Annotated in this window: 25 protein-coding genes and 5 tRNA genes; 16 read left to right on the plus strand and 14 right to left on the minus strand. The window is 55.2% G+C overall.

Annotated elements, in window-relative coordinates:
• Positions 1–91 precede the first annotated feature (91 nt).
• Together BFV63_RS17020 and BFV63_RS17025 are read left to right on the plus strand one after the other, a co-directional pair.
• Complete coding sequence (locus tag BFV63_RS17020) at positions 92–610, plus strand: rhodanese family protein (protein ID WP_022651716.1); 519 nt, start codon at positions 92–94, stop codon at positions 608–610.
• An 82-nt stretch (positions 611–692) separates the two neighbouring features.
• The gene (locus BFV63_RS17025; RefSeq protein WP_003862199.1) at positions 693–872 is read left to right on the plus strand and encodes a GDFGVC terminal motif YodC-like protein; all 180 of its coding nucleotides are present in this window, start codon (positions 693–695) and stop codon (positions 870–872) included.
• Positions 873–909: 37 nt separating this feature from the next.
• On the opposite strand, the gene stpA is transcribed toward BFV63_RS17025, so the two are convergent.
• Complete coding sequence (gene stpA, locus BFV63_RS17030; protein ID WP_022651717.1) at positions 910–1,314, minus strand: DNA-binding protein StpA; 405 nt, start codon at positions 1,312–1,314, stop codon at positions 910–912.
• Positions 1,315–1,810: 496 nt separating this feature from the next.
• On the opposite strand from stpA, the gene alaE reads away from it, so the two are divergent.
• Entirely contained in the window at positions 1,811–2,260 is a 450-nt protein-coding gene (alaE, locus tag BFV63_RS17035) for an L-alanine exporter AlaE (protein ID WP_022651718.1), read from the plus strand.
• A gap of 32 nt (positions 2,261–2,292) precedes the next feature.
• Here the strand turns inward: alaE and BFV63_RS17040 are convergent, their stop codons facing one another.
• Positions 2,293–2,637 (minus strand): DUF2002 family protein, encoded by a 345-nt coding sequence (locus BFV63_RS17040; RefSeq protein WP_006811693.1) that lies wholly within the window; start codon positions 2,635–2,637, stop codon positions 2,293–2,295.
• Between the two features lie 158 nt (positions 2,638–2,795).
• Here BFV63_RS17040 and BFV63_RS17045 point away from each other — a divergent pair, with 158 nt between their 5' ends.
• The 13 genes from BFV63_RS17045 to leuA all read left to right on the plus strand — a co-directional run bounded on the left by BFV63_RS17045 (position 2,796) and on the right by leuA (position 17,605).
• Entirely contained in the window at positions 2,796–3,122 is a 327-nt protein-coding gene (locus BFV63_RS17045) for an ElaB/YgaM/YqjD family protein (RefSeq protein WP_017382769.1), read from the plus strand.
• A 243-nt stretch (positions 3,123–3,365) separates the two neighbouring features.
• Positions 3,366–3,605, plus strand: a complete 240-nt coding sequence (gene nrdH, locus BFV63_RS17050) for a glutaredoxin-like protein NrdH (protein WP_017382770.1) — start codon at positions 3,366–3,368, stop codon at positions 3,603–3,605.
• A complete protein-coding gene (gene nrdI / locus BFV63_RS17055; RefSeq protein WP_003862188.1) occupies positions 3,602–4,012 on the plus strand; it encodes a class Ib ribonucleoside-diphosphate reductase assembly flavoprotein NrdI in 411 nt (136 codons plus the stop codon). Before nrdH ends, nrdI begins: the two co-directional genes overlap by 4 nt.
• On the plus strand, positions 3,985–6,129 hold the full coding sequence (gene nrdE, locus BFV63_RS17060; RefSeq protein WP_048241985.1) for a class 1b ribonucleoside-diphosphate reductase subunit alpha: 2,145 nt from the start codon (positions 3,985–3,987) through the stop codon (positions 6,127–6,129). Before nrdI ends, nrdE begins: the two co-directional genes overlap by 28 nt.
• Positions 6,130–6,138: 9 nt before the next feature.
• Positions 6,139–7,098, plus strand: coding sequence for a class 1b ribonucleoside-diphosphate reductase subunit beta (nrdF, locus tag BFV63_RS17065; protein ID WP_032660089.1), 960 nt, complete (start codon positions 6,139–6,141; stop codon positions 7,096–7,098).
• Between the two features lie 333 nt (positions 7,099–7,431).
• Entirely contained in the window at positions 7,432–8,634 is a 1,203-nt protein-coding gene (proV, locus tag BFV63_RS17070) for a glycine betaine/L-proline ABC transporter ATP-binding protein ProV (RefSeq protein WP_022651720.1), read from the plus strand.
• Positions 8,627–9,691 (plus strand): glycine betaine/L-proline ABC transporter permease ProW, encoded by a 1,065-nt coding sequence (gene proW / locus BFV63_RS17075; RefSeq protein ID WP_015571659.1) that lies wholly within the window; start codon positions 8,627–8,629, stop codon positions 9,689–9,691. Before proV ends, proW begins: the two co-directional genes overlap by 8 nt.
• A 9-nt stretch (positions 9,692–9,700) precedes the next feature.
• Positions 9,701–10,696, plus strand: coding sequence for a glycine betaine/L-proline ABC transporter substrate-binding protein ProX (proX, locus tag BFV63_RS17080; protein WP_017382774.1), 996 nt, complete (start codon positions 9,701–9,703; stop codon positions 10,694–10,696).
• Positions 10,697–10,886: 190 nt separating this feature from the next.
• Positions 10,887–12,071 carry an MFS transporter gene (locus BFV63_RS17085; RefSeq protein ID WP_022651721.1) on the plus strand — a complete coding sequence of 395 codons (1,185 nt, stop codon included), beginning with the start codon at positions 10,887–10,889 and terminating at the stop codon, positions 12,069–12,071.
• 314 nt (positions 12,072–12,385) lie between these two features.
• A complete protein-coding gene (gene emrR, locus BFV63_RS17090) occupies positions 12,386–12,916 on the plus strand; it encodes a multidrug efflux transporter EmrAB transcriptional repressor EmrR (RefSeq protein WP_017694792.1) in 531 nt (176 codons plus the stop codon).
• A gap of 130 nt (positions 12,917–13,046) precedes the next feature.
• Complete coding sequence (gene emrA / locus BFV63_RS17095; protein WP_022651722.1) at positions 13,047–14,219, plus strand: multidrug efflux MFS transporter periplasmic adaptor subunit EmrA; 1,173 nt, start codon at positions 13,047–13,049, stop codon at positions 14,217–14,219.
• A gap of 16 nt (positions 14,220–14,235) precedes the next feature.
• Positions 14,236–15,783 carry a multidrug efflux MFS transporter permease subunit EmrB gene (gene emrB, locus BFV63_RS17100; RefSeq protein ID WP_006811709.1) on the plus strand — a complete coding sequence of 516 codons (1,548 nt, stop codon included), beginning with the start codon at positions 14,236–14,238 and terminating at the stop codon, positions 15,781–15,783.
• A 166-nt stretch (positions 15,784–15,949) separates the two neighbouring features.
• Positions 15,950–17,605: a 2-isopropylmalate synthase gene (gene leuA / locus BFV63_RS17105; protein WP_032610003.1), complete on the plus strand. Its 1,656-nt coding sequence runs from the start codon at positions 15,950–15,952 to the stop codon at positions 17,603–17,605.
• Here the strand turns inward: leuA and BFV63_RS17110 are convergent.
• The 12 genes from BFV63_RS17110 to alaS all read right to left on the minus strand — a co-directional run bounded on the left by BFV63_RS17110 (position 17,592) and on the right by alaS (position 25,943).
• Positions 17,592–18,356 carry an AraC family transcriptional regulator gene (locus BFV63_RS17110; RefSeq protein ID WP_003862181.1) on the minus strand — a complete coding sequence of 255 codons (765 nt, stop codon included), beginning with the start codon at positions 18,354–18,356 and terminating at the stop codon, positions 17,592–17,594. The genes leuA and BFV63_RS17110 overlap by 14 nt on opposite strands.
• Positions 18,357–18,409: 53 nt before the next feature.
• Positions 18,410–18,925: an S-ribosylhomocysteine lyase gene (gene luxS, locus BFV63_RS17115; protein ID WP_003862180.1), complete on the minus strand. Its 516-nt coding sequence runs from the start codon at positions 18,923–18,925 to the stop codon at positions 18,410–18,412.
• A gap of 152 nt (positions 18,926–19,077) precedes the next feature.
• Positions 19,078–20,622 (minus strand): glutamate--cysteine ligase, encoded by a 1,545-nt coding sequence (gene gshA, locus BFV63_RS17120; RefSeq protein ID WP_022649137.1) that lies wholly within the window; start codon positions 20,620–20,622, stop codon positions 19,078–19,080.
• A gap of 83 nt (positions 20,623–20,705) precedes the next feature.
• Positions 20,706–21,134 carry a YqaA family protein gene (locus tag BFV63_RS17125; protein ID WP_069597577.1) on the minus strand — a complete coding sequence of 143 codons (429 nt, stop codon included), beginning with the start codon at positions 21,132–21,134 and terminating at the stop codon, positions 20,706–20,708.
• Entirely contained in the window at positions 21,131–21,697 is a 567-nt protein-coding gene (yqaB, locus tag BFV63_RS17130) for a fructose-1-phosphate/6-phosphogluconate phosphatase (protein WP_045335677.1), read from the minus strand. Before yqaB ends, BFV63_RS17125 begins: the two co-directional genes overlap by 4 nt.
• Before the next feature lie 251 nt (positions 21,698–21,948).
• Positions 21,949–22,025 (minus strand) — tRNA-Arg (locus tag BFV63_RS17135).
• 65 nt (positions 22,026–22,090) lie between these two features.
• Positions 22,091–22,167 (minus strand) — tRNA-Arg (locus tag BFV63_RS17140).
• 64 nt (positions 22,168–22,231) lie between these two features.
• Positions 22,232–22,308, minus strand: a tRNA-Arg gene (locus tag BFV63_RS17145).
• A gap of 64 nt (positions 22,309–22,372) precedes the next feature.
• Positions 22,373–22,449, minus strand: a tRNA-Arg gene (locus tag BFV63_RS17150).
• Positions 22,450–22,453: 4 nt separating this feature from the next.
• Positions 22,454–22,546: transfer RNA gene (locus BFV63_RS17155), tRNA-Ser, on the minus strand.
• Positions 22,547–22,888: 342 nt separating this feature from the next.
• Positions 22,889–23,074: a carbon storage regulator CsrA gene (gene csrA, locus BFV63_RS17160; RefSeq protein ID WP_000906486.1), complete on the minus strand. Its 186-nt coding sequence runs from the start codon at positions 23,072–23,074 to the stop codon at positions 22,889–22,891.
• Between the two features lie 241 nt (positions 23,075–23,315).
• Positions 23,316–25,943 (minus strand): alanine--tRNA ligase, encoded by a 2,628-nt coding sequence (gene alaS, locus BFV63_RS17165; protein ID WP_022651724.1) that lies wholly within the window; start codon positions 25,941–25,943, stop codon positions 23,316–23,318.
• Positions 25,944–26,006 lie beyond the last annotated feature (63 nt).

A 26,006-nucleotide genomic window follows, 5' to 3' on the forward strand; every position in this document is an offset into this window, starting at 1 on the left:
TCGCGCTTTTACCTGCCTTTACCCTCTTTACACTGGCTTAAACCCGGCCTTAAATGCTCTACTGTTCTGAAATTGACCGTAAGGAAACATAATGTCTCTTCCTCTTATTTCGCCGCAGCAGGCAAACGCGCTTATTGCTGAAGGCGCCAAACTTATCGATATTCGCGACCCCGACGAGTATGCCCGCGAGCATATTCCGGCGGCGCACTCCATTCCGCTGGATTCGTTACCCGGCGGGCTTAACGCGGCGCCGGGAGAAACGGTGATTTTCCACTGTCAGTCCGGCGCACGAACCTCAAACAATGCTGCTCGTCTGGCGCAGGCAGCATCCCCTGCGAACGCCTGTGTGGTTGAGGGAGGCATTCAGGGCTGGAAACAGGCCGGGCTGCTGACCGTTGAAGATCGATCGCAGCCGCTTCCGCTGATGCGTCAGGTGCAGATCGCTGCCGGGCTGCTGATCCTCTGCGGCGTGGTGTTGGGTTACAGCGTCTCCAGCGGTTTTTTCCTGCTGAGCGGTTTTGTGGGCGTCGGGCTGCTGTTCGCCGGAGTGACAGGTTTTTGCGGTATGGCGCGACTTCTGAAAGTGATGCCGTGGAACCGACGTACCTGATAAGGAGTATCTGAAAGATTAGGCTGTACCCCGTCCCGGACGTGGGCTATGGTGAAGATCATGACAATGATGAGGAGGTGCTATGTTTTCTGTCGGTGATTATGTCCAACCGCGTCAGGGCGGTCCGAAACTGAAAGTGCTCGAAGTGAATGGTGAAAACATTGTGGCCGTGCAGGCCAGCGATGAGCAGGGCGAGAAATATCACCTGAAAGCGGCGGACGTAGTTCTGTACTCCGAAGAAGGTGACTTTGGCGTCTGCTAAGTCAATAATCGGGCGGAATACACCGCCCGAATAATCATCAGATCAGGAAATCGTCCAGCGATTTACCGTTTGCCAGTGCGGTCGCAATTGGCTTTGGCGTACGTCCCTGACCGGTCCAGGTTTTTTCTTCACCGTTCGCGTCAATAAAACGATATTTCGCCGCACGCGCTTTACGTTTTTTCGTCGGCTGACCCGCCTGCGCCAGGTCACTGCCTAACAGATCGCTCGGAGAAATACCGTCAGCTTTCATCAGTTCCAGCAGAGCATTAATTTTATCCTGCTGTTCAGCGCGTTGACGCTCTAATTCAGCCTGCTCGCTGCGTTTTTCTTCAGTGACAATCCGGAATTTTTCCAGCACTTCTTCCAGAACATCCATGGATAATTCACGTGCCAGCGCCCGGAGGGTACGAATATTATTAAGATTCTGTAACGTTAAAGCCATAATAATGAAAAACCTTTCTTCTTGTGTATAACATAAATCAGGCAACAGAATAATTGATTTTGGTTCTGATATCTACCCACCGTGACGTTTTGACATTATTGTAAATGTTTTAGAATATCCCGTTAATATAACCCTGAAATATATGTCTGTTTTAAAGCGTAATATACCGCCCTTCCCCAGGCCAAAAAACCCTGTTTTAAACCGTTCAAAAAACCGCCTCCAAAATCCCACACAACAAAGGTTTCACACGCGCATAGATAATCTAATTCATTGATATATTTCACTAAAATAGGCGCGAGGAGAGAAAATAACGAAGCGCGCAAAAAACGCACAATTTTAGAGAATTTTATGGCTAAAGCGCCAGTAAATAAAAATTAATCACTACTTGTTAGTTAAAAGCCAGAGAGATACGCTATACACTCAAAACAAACCAACCTAAAGCACTAAAGGCCGCAGGTAAAACGCCACTTTTTTGTCCTGTTCGAGGAGTTCAGACATGTTCTCACCGCAGTCTCGCCTGCGCCATGCGGTAGCGGATACGTTCGCGATGGTCGTTTACTGTTCCGTCGTGAATATGCTGATTGAAATTTTCCTGTCGGGAATGTCCTTTGAGCAATCTCTCTCGTCGCGCCTGGTGGCCATTCCGGTGAATATCATGATCGCCTGGCCGTACGGCCTGTACCGCGATGCAGTGATGCGTTTAGCCCGGCGTATTAGCCCGGCGGGTTGGGTAAAAAACCTGGCGGACGTGCTGGCTTACGTGACGTTCCAGTCCCCGGTGTATGTGTTTATTTTGCTGACGGTGGGCGCAGACTGGCATCAAATCGCCGCTGCGGTAAGTTCAAATATCGTGGTATCCATGCTGATGGGTGCGGTGTACGGTTACTTTCTTGACTACTGCCGCCGCCTGTTCAAAGTCAGCCCTTATAGCCAGGCAAAAGCGTAAGGTAAGGCGACTGGCTCATGCCAGTCGCAGAGTTATTGTACGTCGCCAAACAGCCCTTTCAGGAATCGCTCCAGCGCCATACGCGAGCTGAAACCGTGCGGAATACCATAATGTTCATGCGTCTCGCCGCCTAAATAGAGCGGAAATTGCTGATAATGATCGCAGGTTTTAATATCCGAGGCGGGCTCAGCAAATGACAGGCTTCTGTCTTTGAGTGTCGGGTGAATAATGAGAGCAGTACGCCCCATTCTTGCTTCACGGTTGACGTAAACATAATTCTCACCACGGCGATATCCGTACGCTTTTGATGTTACCTCATCCATGGTGAACCCTTCTTTTTCAAGAACGCGCGCCACCTCATCGGGTCGTAAATACATATCTTTTCCTCATTATCATTCCTGCCCGGCAACCTTACAGTATTCAGCATTAGCAGGGCTTTCAGAATATTCCATAAACTGCCCGATAAGCCGTGACTCGCTTCAGATATTACATTTCTGGACTAAACTAAACGGGAACACAAATTATGGAGGATCGTATGTTTAACAGACCGAACCGAAACGATATTAATGACGACACACAGGATATTCGTAACGATGTCAGCCAATTAGCGGACACGCTGGAAGCCGTATTGAAATCCTGGGGCTCTGACGCGAAGGACGAAGCAGATGCCGCGAAACGTAAGGCTCAGTCTCTGCTGCGTGAAACGCGGGCAAGGATGAACGGCCGCTCACGTACCACTCAGGCGGCCTGCGACATGGCCAGCTGCGCCACCACCTTCGTACGTGAAAAACCGCTTTGTACGCTGGGAACGGTCGCGGCGGTCGGGATTTTTGTCGGCGCCCTGCTTAGTCTGCGTAAGTAAGCGCGCGTTCTTAGCCCCGGTAGCCTCAGGCGCCGGGGCTTTTCTTTGCCTGACAACCTGAAAAAACCGTACAGCCCGCCCTGCCCCGCCAGGCTCATCATCGGGGCCTTATTAATCTGAATTTCCCATATCTTGTGTGGTTGAAACTTATATAAACTACATCTAGTATTTCCTTTAGTAAGACACACACAATATGACGCGTTTACTCGCGCCGTCCTCTCATTCTAAATGGAAATGCGAATCATGAGCATTATTATTTACACTCGTAACGATTGTGTTCAGTGCCACGCCACGAAACGGGCGATGGAGAGCCGCGGCGTGGCATTTGAGATGGTCAATATTGATCAGGTGCCCGACGCGGCAGACACCCTGCGGGCGCAGGGTTTCCGTCAGCTTCCGGTTGTGGTTGCCGGCGACACCAGCTGGTCTGGCTTCCGTCCGGACATGATCAACCGCCTTGCCGCTCAGGGCGTCAGTGCATGAGCACGCTGGTCTACTTTTCCAGCAGCTCGGAAAACACGCTTCGGTTTATGGAGCGTCTCGGGCTGCCCGCGATACGCATTCCGCTGAACGAGCGGGAGCGTATTCAGGTAGACGAACCCTACATTCTGGTGGTGCCCAGCTATGGCGGTGGCGGCACCGCAGGGGCTGTGCCTCGTCAGGTGATCCGCTTTCTGAACGATCCCCATAACCGGCAGCTGATTCGCGGCGTGATCGCCGCAGGCAATCGCAACTTCGGCGAGGCCTTTGCCCGCGCCGGGGATGTCATCTCTCAAAAATGCGGCGTGCCGTATCTCTATCGTTTTGAACTGATGGGGACACAGCAGGACGTAGAGAACGTGCGTAAAGGAGTGAACGAATTTTGGCAACGACAACCGCAGAGCGCGTGATTCAGGCAACGCAGGATTACCACGCATTAAACGCCATGCTAAACCTCTATGACCGGGAGGGGCGCATTCAGTTTGATAAAGATCGTGAGGCGGTGGACGCCTTTTTTGCCGCTCATGTGCGCCCGAACAGCATCGTTTTTGGCAGCCAGCAGGAACGTCTCGACTGGCTGGTAAAAGAGGGTTATTACGAAGAGCGTGTCCTGACCCGCTACGACCGCGCCTTCGTGGTGGCATTGTTTGAACGGGCGCACGCCTGCGGTTTTCGCTTCCAGACGTTTCTCGGCGCGTGGAAGTATTACACCAGCTACACCCTGAAAACCTTTGACGGCAAACGCTATTTAGAAAGCTTTGAAGATCGGGTGGTGATGGTGGCGCTGACGCTGGCGCAGGGCGATGAAGTGCTGGCCGAAAGTCTCACGGAGGAGATCCTCTCCGGCCGCTTCCAGCCCGCCACGCCAACGTTCCTTAACTGCGGGAAAGCCCAGCGCGGCGAGCTGGTCTCCTGCTTCCTGCTGCGTATTGAAGACAATATGGAGTCGATTGGCCGTGCGGTAAATTCGGCGCTACAGCTTTCGAAACGCGGCGGCGGTGTGGCATTTCTGCTTTCGAACCTGCGGGAAGCGGGCGCGCCGATTAAGCGCATCGAAAATCAGTCCTCCGGCGTCATCCCGGTGATGAAGATGCTGGAAGATGCCTTTTCGTACGCCAACCAGCTTGGCGCGCGTCAGGGCGCGGGTGCGGTTTATCTGCACGCGCACCACCCGGACATTCTGCGTTTTCTGGATACCAAACGTGAAAACGCCGATGAAAAGATCCGCATTAAAACCCTGTCGCTCGGCGTGGTGATCCCGGATATCACGTTTAAGCTGGCTAAAGAGAATGCCGACATGGCGCTCTTCTCACCGTATGATGTTGAGCGGATTTACGGCAAAGCCTTTGGCGACGTGGCGATAAGCGAGCTGTACGACGAGCTGGTGGCCGACGATCGCATTCGTAAAAAAACCATCAACGCCCGGGATTTCTTCCAGACGCTGGCTGAAATTCAGTTTGAATCCGGTTATCCGTACATCATGTACGAGGATACGGTGAACCGCGCCAACCCGATTGGCGGGCGCATCAACATGAGCAATCTGTGCTCGGAGATTTTGCAGGTCAACAGCGCGTCCAGCTACGACGAGAACCTCGACTACGCGGACGTGGGCAAGGATATCTCCTGTAACCTCGGGTCGCTGAATATTGCCCACACCATGGACTCTCCCGATTTTGGCCGCACGGTAGAGACCGCCATTCGCGGACTGACGGCGGTATCAGACATGAGCCACATCCGCAGCGTACCGTCTATTGAAGCGGGCAACGCCGCGTCGCATGCCATCGGCCTTGGGCAGATGAACCTGCACGGCTATCTGGCGCGGGAGGGCATCGCCTACGGCAGCCCCGAAGGGCTGGATTTCACCAACCTTTATTTCTACACCGTCACCTGGCATGCGGTGCATACCTCGATGATGCTGGCGCGCGAACGCCACCAGCGGTTCGCAGGCTTTGAGCAGTCCCGCTACGCCAGCGGAGAGTATTTCAGCCAGTATCTGGAAGGCGACTGGCAGCCGAAAACCGAAAAAGTACGCGCGCTGTTTGCCCGCGCTGGCATCACCCTGCCGACGCGTGAGATGTGGCAACAGCTGCGTGAAGAGGTGATGCGCTACGGCATTTATAACCAGAACCTTCAGGCGGTGCCGCCAACCGGCTCCATTTCCTATATCAATCACGCCACGTCGAGCATCCACCCCATCGTGTCGAAGATTGAAATCCGTAAGGAAGGCAAAACCGGGCGCGTCTACTACCCTGCCCCGTTTATGACCAATGAGAATCTGGCTCTGTACCAGGACGCCTATGAAATTGGCCCGGAAAAGATCATTGATACCTACGCCGAGGCGACTAAACATGTGGATCAGGGGCTGTCGCTGACGCTCTTCTTCCCGGACACCGCCACCACGCGGGATATCAACAAAGCGCAGATCTACGCCTGGAAGAAAGGCATCAAAACGCTGTACTACATTCGCCTGCGCCAGCTCGCGCTGGAAGGCACCGAAATTGAAGGCTGCGTATCCTGCGCGCTGTAAGGAGAAAGGATGAAACTGTCACGCGTAAGCGCCGTTAACTGGAACAAAATTCAGGATGATAAAGACCTGGAGGTATGGAACCGCCTGACCAGCAACTTCTGGCTGCCGGAAAAGGTGCCGCTCTCCAACGATATTCCGGCCTGGCAAACTCTGAGCCATGCCGAGCAGCAGCTGACAATCCGCGTCTTCACCGGCCTGACGCTGCTGGACACCATTCAGAATACCGTGGGTGCGCCCGCGCTGATGAGTGATGCGCTGACCCCGCACGAGGAGGCGGTAATGTCGAATATCAGCTTTATGGAGGCGGTGCATGCCCGCTCTTACAGCTCGATTTTCTCCACTCTGTGCCAGACCAGGGACGTGGACGCCGCCTACGCCTGGAGTGAAGAGAGCGCGTCATTGCAGCGCAAGGCAGATCTGGTGCTGGAATATTACCGGGCCGACGAGCCGCTGAAGAAGAAGATCGCCAGCGTATTCCTGGAATCTTTCCTCTTCTATTCCGGCTTCTGGCTGCCTATGTACTGGTCGAGCCGGGGCAAGCTCACCAACACCGCCGATTTGATTCGCCTCATCATCCGCGATGAAGCGGTACACGGGTATTACATCGGCTATAAGTACCAGAAAGGACTGGAGAAAGTCATCCCGGAAAAACGCGAGGAACTCAAAGGTTTTGCCCTCGATTTACTGATGGATCTGTATGACAACGAGCTGAGTTATACCGAGGAGCTGTACGCCGGAACGGGCTGGGAAGAGGACGTAAAAGCCTTCCTCTGCTACAACGCCAACAAGGCGCTGATGAACCTGGGCTACGAAGCGTTATTCCCACCGGAAATGGCGGAAGTGAACCCGGCGATCCTCGCGGCGCTGTCGCCCAACGCCGATGAAAACCACGACTTCTTTTCCGGGTCCGGCTCGTCGTACGTGATGGGTAAAGCGGTGGAGACGCAAGACGAGGACTGGGATTTTTAATGAATGAATTAACGTTCATTAATTAACTCTGCATTTCATTATTTCCAGCCAAATATTCCACCAGGTACTACACTGTAATTTCCCCGTCATATTCGCCTGAAACACACCGATTCAGGCGAAATTTCCCCATGCAGCAGCAAAAAATTGAGAAAAATTCAAACCGCCCTCAGCCCTTTATTCATGGGAAATTCAGCCGTTTCGCTTGCGGCAAAATTCTGGCCTTCGGCTGGCCCAGGGTTGTCTCAGATTCTGAGTATGTTAGGGTAATGCCAGTTAACTATTTACCATGGTAATCATATCGACATAAACAAATAACAGGACACTCTCTATTGCATGGCAATTAAATTAGAAGTGAAAAATCTTTATAAAGTATTTGGCGAGCACCCGCAGCGTGCTTTCAAATATATTGAGAAAGGCCTTTCGAAAGAGCAAATTCTGGAAAAAACCGGGCTATCGCTTGGCGTTAAAGACGCCAGTCTGGCCATTGAAGAAGGCGAGATTTTTGTCATCATGGGATTATCCGGTTCGGGTAAATCCACTATGGTTCGCCTTCTCAATCGCCTGATTGAACCCACCCGCGGACAGGTGCTGATTGACGGCGTTGATATCGCCAGAATATCAGACGCGGAACTCCGCGAGGTGCGCAGAAAGAAAATTGCGATGGTGTTTCAGTCATTTGCACTGATGCCGCACATGACGGTACTCGATAATACCGCCTTTGGCATGGAGTTAGCCGGTATCCCCGCTCAGGAACGTCAGGAAAAAGCCCTTGATGCACTGCGTCAGGTCGGGCTGGAAAATTATGCTCATGCGTATCCGGATGAACTCTCCGGCGGTATGCGTCAGCGTGTGGGATTAGCGCGCGCATTAGCGATTAATCCGGATATTTTATTAATGGACGAAGCCTTCTCGGCGCTCGATCCCTTAATTCGCACCGAGATGCAGGATGAGCTGGTAAAATTACAGGCCAAACATCAGCGCACCATTGTTTTTATTTCTCACGATTTGGATGAAGCCATGCGTATTGGTGACCGTATCGCCATTATGCAAAATGGTGAAGTGGTGCAGGTCGGCACACCGGATGAAATTCTCAATAATCCGGCGAATGATTATGTGCGCACCTTCTTCCGCGGCGTGGATATTAGCCACGTATTCAGTGCGAAAGATATTGCCCGTCGAACACCAAACGGCATTATTCGAAAAACGCCAGGTTTTGGTCCGCGCTCCGCGCTGAAGCTGTTGCAGGACGAAGACCGTGAATACGGTTATCTGGTTGAACGCGGCAATAAATTTGTCGGCGTGGTCTCCATCGACTCCCTGAAAACCGCCCTGAGCGAAAACCAGGGAATCGATGCAGCGTTGATTGACGCTCCGCTTGCCGTGGACGCCGAAACGCCGCTCAGCGAGTTGCTCTCTCACGTGGGTCAGGCGCCGTGCGCCGTGCCGGTCGTCGGTGAAGAACAACAGTACGTTGGCATCATCTCAAAACGGATGCTGCTACAGGCTTTAGATCGCGAGGGGACAAACAATGGCTGATCAATCAAACCCATGGGGCACCACTGAAGCAGCGGACAGCGCGGCGCAATCTGCCGATGCGTGGGGTTCGACGCCTGCGCCTGCCGATGGCGGCGGCGCGGCAGACTGGCTCAACAGCGCACCGGCGCCTGCCCCAGAGCATTTCAATATTATGGATCCGTTCCACAAGACGCTGATCCCGCTGGATAGCTGGGTAACGGAGGGGATCGACTGGGTCGTTACCCACTTCCGTCCGGTGTTCCAGGGGATCCGCATCCCGGTGGATTACATCCTGAACGGCTTCCAGCAGCTGATGCTGGGCATGCCCGCGCCGGTGGCGATTATCCTGTTCTCGCTGATCGCATGGCAGTTCGGCAGCGCGGGTATGGGGATCGCCACGCTGATCTCCCTGATTGCCATCGGCGCGATTGGCGCGTGGTCTCAGGCGATGATCACCCTGGCGCTGGTGCTGACCGCCCTGCTGTTCTGCGTGGTGATCGGCCTGCCGATGGGGATCTGGCTGGCGCGCAGCCCCCGGGCCGCGAAAATTATCCGCCCGCTGCTGGATGCGATGCAGACCACGCCAGCGTTCGTTTACCTGGTGCCTATCGTGATGCTGTTCGGCATCGGTAACGTACCGGGGGTGGTCGTGACCATTATCTTCGCCCTTCCGCCAATTATTCGTCTGACCATTCTGGGCATTAACCAGGTGCCTGCGGATCTGATAGAGGCATCGCGCTCGTTCGGCGCCAGCCCGCGTCAGATGCTGTTTAAGGTTCAGCTTCCGCTGGCGATGCCGACCATTATGGCAGGTGTTAACCAGACGCTGATGCTGGCGCTGTCGATGGTGGTGATCGCCTCAATGATTGCCGTTGGCGGGTTAGGTCAGATGGTACTGCGCGGCATTGGCCGTCTCGATATGGGGCTGGCGACCGTCGGCGGCGTCGGGATTGTGATCCTCGCCATCATTCTTGACCGCCTGACCCAGGCTGTCGGTCGTGATTCACGCAGTCGCGGCAACCGTCGCTGGTACACCACCGGCCCTGTCGGGTTACTCACCCGCCCATTCACAAAATAAGGAACAACGATGCGACATAACGTACTTTTTGCCACAGCGTTTGCGACCCTTGTCTCCACCAGCGCAGTTGCCGCTGACCTGCCGGGCAAAGGCATTACCGTGCAGCCGGTGCAGAGCACCATTTCGGAAGAGTCCTTCCAGACCCAGATTGTCAGCCGTGCGCTGGAGAAACTGGGCTATACGGTGAATACCGCCAGCGAAGTGGATTACAACGTGGGCTATACCTCCATTGCCTCCGGCGATGCCACCTTTACCGCCGTGAACTGGCAGCCGCTGCACGACGATATGTATGCCGCCGCAGGCGGTGACAAGAAATTCTACCGTGAAGGCACCTTTGTGACCGGCGCTGCGCAGGGATATTTGATCGACAAGAAAACCGCCGATAAGTATCACATCACCAATATTGAACAGCTGAAAGATCCGAAGATCGCCAAACTCTTTGATACCAACGGTGACGGTAAAGCCGACATGATGGGCTGCTCGCCGGGCTGGGGCTGTGAAGCGGTGATTAACCACCAGAACAAAGCCTTCGATTTGGCGAAGACCGTCGACGTGAGCCACGGCAATTACTCTGCGATGATGGCCGACACCATCGCCCGCTTTAAAGAAGGCAAGCCAGTGATCTACTACACCTGGACGCCGTACTGGGTGAGCGACGTGCTGAAGCCGGGCAAAGACGTGGTGTGGTTGCAGGTGCCCTTCTCTTCCCTGCCGGGCGAGCAGAAAGATATCGACACCAAACTGCCAAATGGCATGAACTATGGCTTCCCGGTGAATACCATGCATATCGTGGCGAACAAAGCCTGGGCCGAGAAAAACCCTGCGGCGGCGAAGCTGTTCTCGGTGATGAAACTGCCGCTGGCTGACATTAACGCCCAGAACGCGATGATGCACGCGGGTAAATCATCCGAAGCAGATATCAAAGGCCACGTGGATGGCTGGATCAAAGCCCACCAGCAGCAGTTCGATGGCTGGGTGAAAGAGGCGCTTGAGGCGCAGAAGTAAAGTACTTTCCCCTCACCCCAGCCCTCTCCCGAAGGGAGAGGGTGTTAGCGTTCCCTCTCCCTTCTGGGGAGAGGGTTAGGGTGAGGGGCTTAACCGCACAAACACACACATAACAATTCCCCAACATTCACCATCATTGGTTATTATGTTTCCGGAAAAATAATCACTTAACTCACGATTCCTGAAACTAATGACAAAAACAACTCAAGGGCTTAGCCCCGCACTCATCCTTTTAATGTCCGTGGCAACGGGTCTGGCCGTCGCCAGCAACTATTACGCACAACCACTGCTCGACACCATCGCACGCGCCTTCGATCTTTCAGCCAGCTCCGCCGGCTTTATTGTCACCGCAGCACAGCTCGGCTATGCGGCCGGGCTGCTGTTCCTGGTGCCATTAGGCGATATGTTTGAGCGCCGGATGCTTATCGTCTCCATGACGCTGCTGGCGGCGGGCGGAATGTTGATCACCGCCAGCAGCCAGTCGTTAACGATGATGATTATCGGCACCGCGCTGACGGGGCTGTTCTCGGTGGTGGCGCAAATTCTGGTTCCCCTCGCCGCGACGCTGGCTTCCCCGGAAAAACGCGGCAAAGTGGTCGGTACTATCATGAGCGGCCTGCTGCTGGGCATCCTGCTGGCGCGAACCGTTGCCGGGCTGCTGGCGAGCCTCGGCGGCTGGCGCACCGTTTACTGGGTGGCGAGCGTGCTGATGCTTATCATGGCGCTGGCCCTGTGGCGCGGCCTGCCAAAGGTGAAGCAGGAAAATCACCTGAACTATCCGCAGCTCCTCGCCTCCGTTTTCAGCCTTTTCACCCGGGATAAACTCCTGCGCACGCGCGCCATTCTGGGGTGTCTCACCTTCGCCAACTTCAGCATCTTATGGACGTCGATGGCGTTTCTGCTCGCCGCGCCACCGTTTAACTACTCAGAAGGCGTGATTGGCCTGTTCGGGCTGGCAGGCGCGGCTGGCGCACTGGGCGCGCGCCCGGCGGGTGGGCTGGCCGATAAAGGTAAATCTCATATGACCACCTCCGCAGGGCTGGTTTTACTCCTGCTCTCCTGGGCGGCCATCTGGTACGGACACGTCTCCGTGCTGGCGCTGATTGTCGGTATTCTGGTGCTAGACCTCACCGTGCAGGGCGTACACATCACCAACCAGACCGTGATTTACCGCGTGAAGCCGGACGCCCGTAACCGTCTGACGGCCGGGTACATGACCAGCTACTTTATCGGCGGCGCGGCGGGCTCGCTCATCTCAGCCTCCGCCTGGCAGCATGCGGGCTGGACGGGAGTGTGCGCCATCGGCGCCATCGTCGCGGCGATAAATTTGCTGGTATGGTGGCGCGGCTATCACCGTCAGGAAGCAATTCACTAAGTTTTACATTGCTTTGGGTCCCCTGGGGTGTAAAGGGGGCCTGCATCTGTTAAGGTAACAGCAATCATTTATCCCAGAAATTTTACTGTGGGTGACATATTTACTACCGGCATGAATAGTTCAGACCCCTGTCCTCACATCCCCTCTTTCGCGGGTACACACCCCACACTCTCTGTGCTCACCGGGTCACGGATTTACCCGGCGCTTTCTGATGGTGACATACGTTTGGCGGATATAACCGCACAAATAATTCATTTACATTATTTGTCACTGTCGTTACTATATCGGCTGTAATTAATGAGGTTATGCCCAAAATGGATAGTTCGTTTACGCCCATTGAACAAATGCTTAAGTTCCGCGCCAGTCGTCATGAGGACTTCCCGTATCAGGAAATTCTGCTGACCCGCCTGTGCATGCACATGCAGGGTAAGCTGCTGGAAAATCGTAACAAGATGCTGAAAGCGCAAGGGATTAACGAGACGTTGTTTATGGCGTTGATTACGCTGGAGTCTCAGGAAAATCACAGCATTCAGCCATCGGAACTGAGCTGTGCGCTGGGGTCATCCCGTACCAATGCAACCCGTATCGCGGATGAACTGGAAAAGCGCGGCTGGATTGAACGCCGTGAAAGCGATAACGATCGCCGCTGCCTGCATCTGCAACTGACCGAGAAAGGTCACGAATTCTTGCGCGAAGTGCTGCCACCGCAGCACAACTGCCTGCACCAGCTCTGGTCTGCCCTCAGCACCGCCGAGCGCGACCAGCTTGAGCATATTACTCGCAAGCTGCTCACCCGTCTGGACCAGATGGATGAAGATGGCGTCATCCTTGAGGCGCTGCGCTAACGCGACGATCCGCTCAACATTCCAGATTGCTAAAAAGAAAAACTGACAGGCCAGCACGTGAAACTGCTGGCCTTTCTGACAACAGGTCGGCTCAGCCGATGTGAAAATAAAAAGATCGTGGAGAACAACAATGAGCGCAAATGCGGAGAACACCCCCCCGCAGCAACCGGTCAACAAAAAGGGCAAACGTAAGAGCGCCCTTATTCTGCTGACCTTGCTCTTTATTATTATTGCCGTGGCATATGGGATCTATTGGTTTTTAGTCTTGCGTCATGTTGAAGAGACAGACGATGCATACGTGGCAGGGAATCAGGTTCAAATCATGGCCCAGGTGTCAGGCAGCGTGACGAAAGTCTGGGCTGATAACACCGACTTTGTGAAAAAAGGCGATGTGCTGGTCACGCTCGATCCTACCGACGCCCAACAGGCTTTTGAAAAAGCACAGACGGCGCTGGCCTCCAGCGTTCGCCAGACCCGCCAGCTGATGATCAACAGCAAGCAGCTTCAGGCCAATATCGACGTGCAGAAAACGGCGCTGGCTCAGGCGCAGAGCGACCTCAATCGTCGTGTTCCTCTCGGCACCGCCAACCTGATTGGCCGTGAAGAGTTGCAGCACGCCCGCGATGCGGTGGCCAGCGCACAGGCGCAGCTGGACGTGGCGATCCAACAGTACAACGCTAATCAGGCGATGGTGCTGGGTACTTCTCTGGAAAACCAGCCGGCGGTGAAACAGGCGGCGACCGAAGTGCGTAACGCGTGGCTTGCCCTGCAACGTACCAAAATCGTCAGCCCGATGACCGGCTACGTTTCCCGTCGTTCCGTACAGCCAGGGGCGCAGATTAGCACCACCACGCCGCTGATGGCGGTCGTTCCGGCGAACAATCTGTGGGTCGATGCGAACTTCAAAGAGACCCAGCTGGCGCATATGCGTATCGGCCAAACCGCAACTGTGGTCAGCGATATTTACGGCGATGACATCAAGTACACCGGGAAAGTGGTCGGTCTGGACATGGGGACCGGCAGCGCGTTTAGCCTGCTGCCTGCACAGAACGCCACCGGCAACTGGATCAAAGTGGTACAGCGCTTGCCTGTGCGTATCGAACTGGATCCTAAGCAGCTGGCAGACCATCCGCTGCGAATTGGCCTTTCCACGCTGGTGACGGTCGATACCGCCAACCGCGACGGTCAGATCCTCGCAAGCCAGGTGCGCAGTACGCCAGCTTATGAAAGTAACGCCCGTGAAATTAGCCTCGATCCGGTCAATAAGCTGATCGATGACATCGTGAAGGCAAACGCCGGTTAAGCCGAAGGTGAGCGTTATGCAACAGCAAAAGCCGCAAAAACCGCTGGAGGGGGCGCAACTGGTCATTATGACCATTGCGCTGTCGCTGGCGACATTCATGCAGGTGCTGGACTCCACCATCGCAAACGTGGCGATCCCTACGATCGCCGGGAACCTTGGCTCATCGCTGAGCCAGGGGACCTGGGTCATTACCTCGTTCGGGGTGGCGAACGCCATTTCCATTCCCATCACCGGCTGGCTGGCGAAGCGCGTCGGTGAAGTGAAGCTGTTCCTTTGGTCGACGATCCTGTTCGTGCTGGCCTCCTGGGCCTGCGGCATGTCCAGTAGCCTGACGATGCTGATTTTCTTCCGCGTCATCCAGGGGATTGTCGCCGGGCCGTTGATTCCGCTGTCGCAGAGTTTGCTGCTGAACAACTATCCGCCCGCCAAACGCTCCATCGCGCTCGCGCTGTGGTCGATGACGGTGATTGTCGCCCCAATTTGCGGGCCAATCCTCGGCGGCTATATCAGCGATAACTATCACTGGGGCTGGATCTTCTTCATCAACGTACCCATCGGTGCGCTGGTGGTACTGATGACGCTACAGTCTTTGCGTGGTCGCGAAACGCGGACTGAACAGCGGCGGATCGACGGCATCGGGCTGGCACTGCTGGTTGTCGGCATCGGCAGCCTGCAAATCATGCTCGACCGCGGCAAAGAGCTGGACTGGTTCGCCTCTACGGAAATCATCGTGCTGACGGTGGTCGCTGTGGTGGCCATCAGCTTCCTGATTGTCTGGGAGCTGACGGACGATAACCCGATAGTCGACCTCTCGTTGTTTAAATCGCGAAACTTCACCATCGGCTGCCTGTGTATCAGCCTCGCCTATATGCTCTACTTCGGCGCGATTGTTCTGCTGCCGCAGCTGTTGCAGGAGGTGTACGGCTATACCGCAACCTGGGCGGGGCTGGCCTCCGCGCCGGTGGGGTTAATTCCGGTTCTGCTGTCGCCGATTATTGGCCGTTTCGCCCATAAGCTCGACATGCGCAGGCTGGTGACGTTCAGCTTCATCATGTACGCCGTGTGCTTCTACTGGCGCGCGTATACGTTTGAACCGGGAATGGACTTTGGCGCCTCCGCGTGGCCACAGTTTATTCAGGGCTTCGCCGTAGCGTGCTTCTTCATGCCGCTGACCACCATTACGCTTTCCGGCTTGCCGCCTGAGCGGATGGCGGCGGCATCGAGCCTGTCGAACTTCACCCGTACGCTGGCGGGCTCCATCGGGACATCGATCACCACCACGCTGTGGACCAACCGGGAATCGATGCACCATGCTCAACTCACCGAAGCGGTGAACCCGTTCAACCCTAACGCTCAGCAGATGTATAGCCAGCTTGAGGGGATGGGGATGACGGAGCAGCAGGCGTCCGGCTGGCTTGCCCAGCAGATCACCAACCAGGGGCTGATTATCTCGGCAAACGAGATTTTCTGGATATCGGCGGGGATCTTTATCGTCCTGCTGGGGCTGGTGTGGTTTGCCAAACCACCGTTTGGGGCCGGTAGCGGGGGCGGTGGGGCGCATTAGCCCTCATTACAGGACGCCTTACCCGGCCTACGATCGTAGGCCCGGTAAGCGCAGCGCCACCGGGCAACTTCTACGGTTGTCCAAAACGCGACAGCGATTGTCAGTTCCGATAAAGCAGCGCGCCTGAAATCGATTCACGATAGTGAAAAGACAACAGGAGCGCACCATGCTGAACACACCCGCCGACAAATACCAGCCTTACCCCACCCTTTCGTTGCCCGACCGCCGCTGGCCGGAGCAGATTATCACCTGCGCCCCGCGTTGGCTCTCGACCGACTTACGCGACGGTAACCAGGCGCTGGCCGAGCCGATGGACAGCGCGCGCAAGCTGCAATTCTGGGATCTGCTGCTGACCTGCGGGTTTAAAGAAATAGAAGTCGCCTTCCCGTCCGCCTCGCAGACGGACTTTAATTTTGTACGTCAGCTGATTGAGGAGAACCGCATCCCGGATGACGTCACCATTCAGGTGTTAACGCAGGCGCGGGACGATCTTATCCATCGCACTTTCGACTCCCTGCGCGGCGCGAAGCAGGCCACCGTTCACCTGTATAACGCTACCGCCCCGCTGTTCCGCCGTCTGGTATTCGGCATGGAGAAAGCGCAAATCGTCGAGCTGGCGACGCGCGCGACGCGCCTGATTCGTCAGCTGTGTGAAGAGAACCCTGACACCCGCTGGCAGTACGAATACTCCCCGGAAACCTTCTGCTTTACCGAACCGGAGTTTGCGCTGGAGATTTGTGAAGCCGTGGCGGAGATCTGGCAGCCGTGCGCGGCGCGTCCGATGATCGTCAACCTGCCCGCTACCGTCGAAGTGAGCACGCCGAACGTCTATGCTGACCAGATCGAGTATTTCTGCCGCCACTTCAGCCGCCGCAGTGACGTCTGTATCAGCGTACATCCGCATAACGATCGCGGAACGGGCGTCGCCAGCGCGGAGCTGGCCGTCATGGCCGGGGCTGACCGCGTGGAGGGCTGCCTGTTTGGCAACGGTGAGCGCACGGGCAACGTCTGCCTGGTGACGCTGGCGATGAACCTCTACAGCCAGGGCATTAGCCCGAATCTGGATTTCAGCGATATGAATCGGGTGGTTGAAACGGTAGAAACCTGCAACCAGCTGCCCGTCCATCCGCGCCATCCGTGGGCGGGTCGTCTGGCTTACACCGCCTTCTCCGGCTCGCACCAGGATGCCATCAAGAAAGGTTTCGATGCCCGTAAGCCTGGCGAACGTTGGGAGATGCCCTATCTGCCCGTCGACCCGCAGGATATTGGCTGTACCTATGAAGCGGTGATCCGCGTGAACAGCCAGTCAGGAAAAAGCGGAAGCGCCTGGCTTATTGAGCAAAACCACGGCCTGAAATTGCCTCGCGCCCTGCAACAGGATTTTAGCCAGCACGTGCAGCAGGAAACGGATAACCATGGAAAAGAGATGACGCAGAATGCGCTCTGGCAGCTGTTCCGCGCCCGTTACGGCCTGGTGGCGAGCCCGCCATTAGCGCTGCAATCGTACCGCAGCGACAGCCAGCAGGACGGCCAGCTGCGGCTGACGGCAAGCGTCGCCACGCATGGGGGCACCCGCCAGCTGGAAGGCCAGGGAAACGGTTTGCTCTCCGCCGCCGCTCACGGCTTAAGCCGCTGGATCAACGCGTCGTTTGTGATCAAGGATTATCACGAACATACGTTAGGCGAACGCAGCGACAGCCGCTCGGTGGCCTATATCCGCTGCCTGTTCCAGGATGGGACCAGCCGCTGGGGCGTGGGCATCGACAGCGACGTGGCACGCGCGTCGATTCAGGCGCTTTTTAACGCGGTCAGTCGTTCCTGAAGTAATCGCTGGGTGAGAGACCCATTACCCGGCGAAACATTGCCGTAAAGGCGCTGTGGCTGCCATACCCCAGATCCAGCGCCACGCGTAATACCGGCTGGCCCTGCGCCAGCCGCACTAAGGCTTCCAGCAGTCGCGCCCTTCTCACCCATTCGCCGTAGCTCAGGCCTGTCTGCTGCTGAAAATGACGGTTCAGCGTGCGTTCGCTCATCCCCACAATACCTGCGGCCTGGGCGCTGCTCCAGCTTTCTCCCGGGGCCATTCGAATCTGCTGGCAGAGATGGCGCAGCGCTTCGCTTTCCGGCTCGGGCAGGTGAAACGGCAGCACCGGCATGAGACGAATTTCATCGAGGATCAGCTCATAAACACGTTCATCGCGGCTTCCGGGTGCGTAAGATTCAGGAAGCGTGAGGGAGGTCAGGATCAGCTCGCGCAGCAGGGGCGAGATCTGCACGATCTGGCAGGTCGCCGGGAGATCGGCGCGCGCCAGCGGGTCGATAAACAGCGTGCGGGCGGCAACGTTGCCGGTGATGCGCAGGGCGTGCTGCGTACCCGCAGGTAGCCAGACGCCGCGACCGGGCGGCACCACCCAGCAGCCGGATGCGGTATCCACCCGCACGACGCCGGTGAGGCTGTGCAGGAGCTGCGCGCAGTCGTGCTGATGCCACGGCTCGCTGTCGCCATGAGCATAATCATGCGAAAACGGCACAAGCGGGCGATGGGTAAAGGAGAAGGTGGTGGTTGTCGTCATCAGGATTGTAGGCCCGGTCAGCGAAGCGCCACCGGGCATCCACAGGTACGATACTAAATGTGCAGTTCCTGAAGTTTTTCTTTTGGCAGGGCCAGCTCGTCGTTGCTGTTTACACGAACATCACGTTCGATGATATGACGGGCAATCTCCTGAGCTTCTTCCAGAGAGTGCATCTGGTAAGTGCCGCACTGGTAAACGTTCAGCTCAGGGATCTGGTTCTGCTCTTTCACCTTCAGCACGTCTTCCATCGCCGCTTTCCACGCATCCGCGACGCGTTTCTCTTCAGGCTGACCAATCAGGCTCATGTAGAAACCGGTTCGGCAGCCCATCGGAGAGATATCGATGATCTCCACGCCGTTGCCGTTCAGGTGGTCGCGCATGAATCCGGCGAACAGGTGTTCCAGCGTGTGAATGCCTTTCTCTGGCATCACTTCTTTATTCGGCACGCAGAAGCGCAGGTCGAAAACGGTGATCGTGTCGCCGTGCGGCGTGTTCATGGTCTTCGCCACGCGGACTGCTGGTGCTTCCATACGGGTATGGTCGACAGTAAAGCTATCTAATAACGGCATACGTCACCTCCGATAGTGATTTTTTTTAAAATAAACTGAACTCTTCTACAGAATGCGCGTCTGAGTATATGAAAGACGCGCATTTGTTATCATCATCCCTGAATTCAGAGATGTATATTTTGGCCACAGCGATGTGGCCTTTTTCTTTTGGTTCAGGCCTGCTTCGCCAGAAACGCCTCAAACGACTCCGTATCCGCCGCTTCGACCTCTTTCTGACGCACAACGGACGCATCGCGCTCTGCCACAAAATCCGCTTCGCTCAGGATCTCTAACGGCTCCTGCATCAGCATCTCACGGTACTCCGCTGAGAGTGAACGCCCTGTGCCACCAATTCCCTGCTCAATCATAGAACGCAGAATACGTGCTGAGAATGTCAGTTCCGGGTTATCAAAGCTTTCAACCAGTTCGTCGCAGACCTTCTGGTAAGCTTCGCCGCCGTACACGCTATCCAGCGTCTGGGCTACGCGCTTCAGGTCATGGAACAGATCCTTCCCTACCTTAGACAGTGGGAACTGAGCCGTTTCACAGCCAATACCTAACGTCAGGCCCGGCTTGCGCCCTTCCAGAATCACGCGATTCCAGTTGGCACGGGTACACAGCAGTTCGTCGGAACTCATTTCCGGCGCATCCGCCAGTACGCACCAGACCATAAACAGGTCAAGGAAACGAACCTGCTGCTCGTCAACGCCAATCGGTGAGAACGGGTTGATATCCAGCGAGCGCACTTCAATGTATTCGATCCCGCCGCGCTGTAGCGCATCCGACGGCGTTTCACCGCTGCGCGTCACGCGCTTCGGACGAATCGGCGCATACAGTTCATTTTCAATCTGCAACACGTTGGTGTTAATTTGCAGGCGTTTGCCGTCTTTTTCGAGGCCGATTTTTTCGTACTCTTCCGACGGGGTTTTTATCGCCCGCTTCAAGCCTGCCACATATTCGTGCAGATCGTTAAACGTAATTCCGAGATTGCTTTGCGATTTATTGGTATAGCCAAGGTCGCTCAGGCGCAGGGAGGTCGCGTATGGCAGGTAATACATGCCACATTCGGTCTTCTCGAACGGTAGCGTGGTCGGTTTCCCTTGCAGGAACGATGAACAGATAGCCGGGGACGCGCCGAACAGATACGGAATAACCCAGCCAAAACGGTAGTAGTTGCGGATCAGGCGGAAGTAGCCCGCGGAGATCGCTTCTTTATCCGTTTCACCGCACTTCGCCTGCCAGAACGCCATCGGCAGAGAAAAGTTGTAGTGCACGCCAGAGATCGTCTGCATCAATGCGCCGTAGCGGTTTTTCAGTCCTTCGCGATACAGCGTTTTCAGCCGACCAATATTCGAGGTGCCGTACTGCGCCAGCTCGATATCCTGCCCCTGCTCGATATAGCACGGCATGCTGAGCGGCCACATACGCTCGTCGCCGAGGTTGCGGGCGGTGAAGCGATGCACGTCGCGCATGATCGTCAGCATATGATCAATATCACCGTCTACTGGCGTGATGAACTCCAGCAGCGCTTCGGCGAAATCGGTTGTGATCCATTTATGTGTCAGCGCCGAGCCTAACGCCTTCGGGTGTCCCGTAGTCGCTAAGCTACCATCCGCATTTACGCGCAGCGTTTCGCGCTCAAGCCCACGCTGAATCCCCTTCAGTGCCTGAGGGTGATTTTCCAGCCAGGCCAGCGCCTGTGATACGTCCGGGATCAATTTGACCTCCCGCCTGTCAAAAAATTGTCACTCAGCATAATTGTAATGGTTGACGATTGAAGGTCGCGAATTCATTCCACCAATTAGTGCCACCACGTCATACCCTGTAGTGTTACCCATGCCAGTAAAACATAGCGTAACGCCTTGCCAAGGCACAAAAAAAAGAGCACCGGTCCCCAGGAGATGCGCATCCATCCCGCCAGCAGACACAGTAAATCGCCTATTACAGGCATCCAGCTTAATAACAGCGTGGCAGCGCCATAGCGTTTTAGCCAGCCCACTGCCTTTTCCTGCCAGCGAGATTTTTCGCGTAGCGGAAAGAAACGTCCAAGAATAACGTTAGTCAGCCCTCCAAGGCTATTACCCATTGTTGCTATTAAGACCAGCAACCAGGGCTGACTTACGCCGGACAACAGCATCGCCACCAGCACCACTTCCGAATTCTCCGGTAAGAGGGTGGAGCTTAAAAAACTGCTGGCGAATAATGAAGCGAGTGACAGCGCGTCACTCACAGTAAGCGAACGTCCACCGCCGCCATTCCGGCATCACGCGCGGCCTGAATACCAAAATCAGCATCTTCAAACACCACGCATTTTGCAGGTGGAACACCCATTAATTCTGCACAGAGCAGGAAGGTATCCGGTGCGGGTTTATGATGTTTAACATGATCGGCGGCAACGACGGCAGAAAAATAGTGGCGCAGGCCAAGGTGATTGAGTAGCGCTTCAGCAATCGCGCTCTCGCTGCCCGTACCGACAGACATAGGACGACGGCCGTGCCACTCCTTGACGACGTCAATGAGTGGTAAAGGCTGCACGGTGTCTAACAGCATGGCTTTTACCGCGTCGGTTTTTTCACGCGCGAGCTGGTGAGGGTCGAGATCGGCCTGATTCAGCTCAATCACGGCCTGTGCGATACGCCAGGTGGGCGATCCGTTGAGGGCAATCATCGCCTGTAAATCGAAACGCATACCGTAACGGCCCAGGACTTCGGTCCAGGCCTGACGATGCGTGGGTTCGGTATCCAGGAGGGTGCCGTCCATGTCGAAGATCAAACCGTCATACTGTGCGTACATCGTGCTCTCGCTAAACGATTAACAAAGCATTACTTTATCGTAAAAGGGGATTTTTGTCGCTGACAGAGAGCGTGATTGCTGACGGAACGTCGAAGGAATAAACAAAGGGGGGAGAAGATGGTGCATCCGGGAGGATTACTCGGCTTACGCCTCGCCCTGCGGGCCGTTGCTAAAGCAACGTTATCCTCCCTGGTGCTTGCGATTAACTCGCAGACCTTAAAACAACAGCATCGCTGTTATCCAGGAGAATATGGTGCATCCGGGAGGATTCGAACCTCCGACCGCTCGGTTCGTAGCCGAGTACTCTATCCAGCTGAGCTACGGATGCATCGGGATTTACTACTGTTACTGCTGATACTCGGTATCGCTTCAAAAGCAACACAAAGTAAAATATGGTGCATCCGGGAGGATTCGAACCTCCGACCGCTCGGTTCGTAGCCGAGTACTCTATCCAGCTGAGCTACGGATGCATCGGGATTTACTGCTGTACTTCTCGATACTCATATCACTTCAAAAGCAATATGAAGTAAAAAATGGTGCATCCGGGAGGATTCGAACCTCCGACCGCTCGGTTCGTAGCCGAGTACTCTATCCAGCTGAGCTACGGATGCATCGGGATTTACTACTGTACTGCTCGATATTCATATCACTTCGAAAGCAATATGAAGTAATAGATGGTGCATCCGGGAGGATTCGAACCTCCGACCGCTCGGTTCGTAGCCGAGTACTCTATCCAGCTGAGCTACGGATGCAAAATGGCGGTGAGGCGGGGATTCGAACCCCGGATGCAGCTTTTGACCGCATACTCCCTTAGCAGGGGAGCGCCTTCAGCCTCTCGGCCACCTCACCACACAACGCCTCTTTCGAGTGCTTCGAGCAACTCGTTAAGAGCTTCTCGTCGCTGCGTGGCGCATATATTACTTTCTGGGACTTATAAGTCAAACAATTTTCCACATGCTTTTTTCGTTTGCACAATTCGCACGCAATTCGCATGTAAAAGCCGCAAAGAGAGTGTTTTATAAGCGGATTTTGCAGGCATCTTCACAGAATTCTGTTGAGAGAAGCGCGTCATTTGGATGAGATAAGGTTATGAGAGTGGTCAAAAACGAAGCGTTTGAAATAGAACGGTAACTTTATGCAGGAAAAATAACAGGAGGGTTGCGTCTCGCCCGACAGCGAGACGCGACAATATCAGTAACTGGACTGCTGGGATTTTTCAGCCTGGATACGCTGGTAGATCTCTTCACGGTGGACAGATACTTCTTTAGGAGCGTTAACACCAATACGTACCTGGTTACCCTTTACCCCTAAAACTGTCACGGTGACCTCATCCCCAATCATGAGGGTCTCACCAACTCGACGAGTCAGAATCAGCATTCTTTGCTCCTTGAAAGATTAAAAGAGTCGGGTCTCTTGTATCCCGGCATTATCCATCATATAACGCCAAAAAGTAAGCGATGACAAACACGTAAAGTGTAAGCAGTCACGGCATCACATTCTGTTAAACGTAAGTTTAGCCGATATACACAAACTCAACCTGACTTTATCGTTATCGATAGCGCAGTGAGCAAGACGCCATAACGTTACCGCTATGGCGTCTGCTTGTGCTTTGTAGTTATTACAGTTTCGCGCTTACCCAGCTTTCAACGCTGGCTAATGCCGCGGGAAGTGCCGCCGCATCCGTACCACCGGCTTGCGCCATGTCCGGACGACCGCCACCTTTGCCACCCACCTGCTGGGCGACCATGCCAATCAGTTCCCCTGCTTTGACACGATCCGTCACATCCTTAGAGACGCCCGCAATCAGAGAAACCTTACCCTCTGCGACCGTTGCCAGCACGATAACCGTCGAACCAAGCTGGTTCTTCAGATCGTCGACCATGGTACGCAGCATCTTAGGCTCAACGCCCGCCAGATCGCTGACCAGCAGTTTGACGCCCTTAATGTCTACCGCTTTGCTGGAGAGGTTTGCGCTCTCCTGCGCCGCAGCCTGTTCTTTCAGCTGCTGGAGTTCTTTTTCCAGCTGACGGGTACGATCCAGCGCGACACGCACTTTTTCGCCCAGGTTCTGGCTATCGCCTTTCAGCAGCTGCGCGATCTCGTGTAGCTGGTCGCTCTGCGCATGCAGGCTGGCAATTGCGCCTTCCCCGGTCACCGCCTCAATACGACGCACGCCTGCCGCCGTCCCCGACTCGGAAACGATGCGGAACAAGCCGATGTCACCGGTGCGGGATGCGTGAGTACCGCCACACAGTTCGGTAGAGAAGTCGCCCATGCTCAGCACGCGAACGCGGTCGTCATATTTCTCGCCAAACAGCGCCATCGCACCTTTCTTCTTCGCTGCCTCGAGATCCATGATGTGGGTTTCGATTGGCAGGTTACGGCGGATCTGGGCATTCACCAGGTCTTCCACCGCACGAATTTCAGATGGCTTCATCGCTTCAAAATGTGAGAAGTCGAAACGCAGCACTTTGTCATTAACCAGAGAACCTTTCTGTGCAACGTGCGTACCCAGCACTTCGCGCAGGGCTGCGTGCATCAGGTGGGTTGCCGAGTGGTTCAGACGAATGCGCGCGCGGCGAGCTTCGTCAACGTTGGCCTGAACGCCCTCGCCCACTTTCAGAGAACCGGAAACCAGTTTGCCCTGGTGACCAATCGCCTGACCGTATTTCTGGGTATCGCTTACGCTGAAGCTGAAGCCATTGCCTTTCAGTTCGCCTTTATCGCCAACCTGACCGCCCGATTCCGCATAGAACGGCGTTTTATCCAGGATAACAACCGCGTCCTGACCCGCGCTAATGCTGTCTACGGCTTTACCGTCAACAAACAGCGCGGTTACGTTGCTGGTCAGGGCCAGCTCTTCGTAGCCTTTAAATTCAGACGCGCTATCAACGCGGATCATCGCGTTGTAGTCTGCGCCAAAACCGCTGGATTCACGCGCACGACGACGCTGCTCTTCCATTGCGGCTTCAAAGCCTGCTTCGTCAACTTTGATGTTGCGCTCGCGGCAAACGTCCGCCGTCAGGTCAACCGGGAAGCCGTAGGTGTCGTACAGGCGGAAAGCGGTTTCGCCATCCAGCGTGTCGCCCTTGAGTTTCGCCAGCTCGTCGTCCAGCAGCGCCAGACCGCGCTCCAGCGTACGGGCAAACTGCTCTTCTTCGGTTTTCAGAACCTGTTCAACCTGCGCCTGCTGGCGTTTCAGCTCGTCGCCGGCAGAGCCCATCACGCCAATCAGTGGCCCAACGAGTTTATAGAAGAAGGTGTCCTTCGCGCCCAGCATGTTGCCATGGCGGATCGCACGACGAATGATACGACGCAGCACATAGCCACGGTTTTCATTTGACGGGATAACGCCGTCAGCAATCAGGAACGCACAGGAACGAATATGGTCTGCGATAACGCGCAGTGATTTGTTGCTCAGATCGGTTGCGCCCGTTACCTCAGCAACGGCTTTGATCAGGGTGCTGAACAGGTCAATCTCATAGTTGGAGTTAACGTGTTGCAGAACGGCCGCGATACGCTCAAGGCCCATACCGGTATCTACGGACGGTTTTGGCAGCGGCTCCATGGTGCCGTCGGCCTGACGGTTGAACTGCATGAAGACGATGTTCCAGATCTCAATATAGCGATCGCCATCTTCTTCCGCGCTTCCCGGAGGGCCGCCCCAGATGTGGTCGCCATGATCGTAGAAGATCTCGGTGCACGGACCGCAAGGGCCGGTGTCGCCCATCTGCCAGAAGTTATCAGACGCGTAAGGCGCGCCTTTGTTGTCACCGATACGGATGATACGTTCGCGAGGGATACCCACTTCTTTTTCCCAGATGTCGAACGCTTCGTCATCGGTCTCATACACGGTCACCCACAGACGCTCTTTCGGCAGATTGAACCAGTTTTCACCGGTCAGCAGTTCCCACGCGTATTGAATGGCGTCGTGTTTGAAGTAGTCGCCGAAGCTGAAGTTACCCAGCATTTCGAAGAAGGTGTGGTGGCGCGCGGTGTAACCGACGTTTTCCAGATCGTTGTGTTTACCGCCCGCACGCACGCAACGCTGTGAGGTTGTGGCGCGGGAATAATTACGCTTGTCGAGACCAAGGAACACATCCTTGAACTGGTTCATCCCGGCGTTGGTAAACAGCAGAGTCGGGTCATTGTTCGGTACCAGGGAGCTGCTGGCAACAACCTGGTGTCCCTTACTATGGAAAAAATCGAGAAACGCCTGACGGATCTCAGCGGTGCTCTTGCTCATAATTATCCTGAAATCAAGCTAACGAAATGTCGCAGCAGATCTGTATCTGTAAACAGTTGGACG

The organism is Enterobacter hormaechei subsp. xiangfangensis (genome assembly GCF_001729785.1).
In the GTDB taxonomy this organism is placed as follows: domain Bacteria; phylum Pseudomonadota; class Gammaproteobacteria; order Enterobacterales; family Enterobacteriaceae; genus Enterobacter; species Enterobacter hormaechei_C.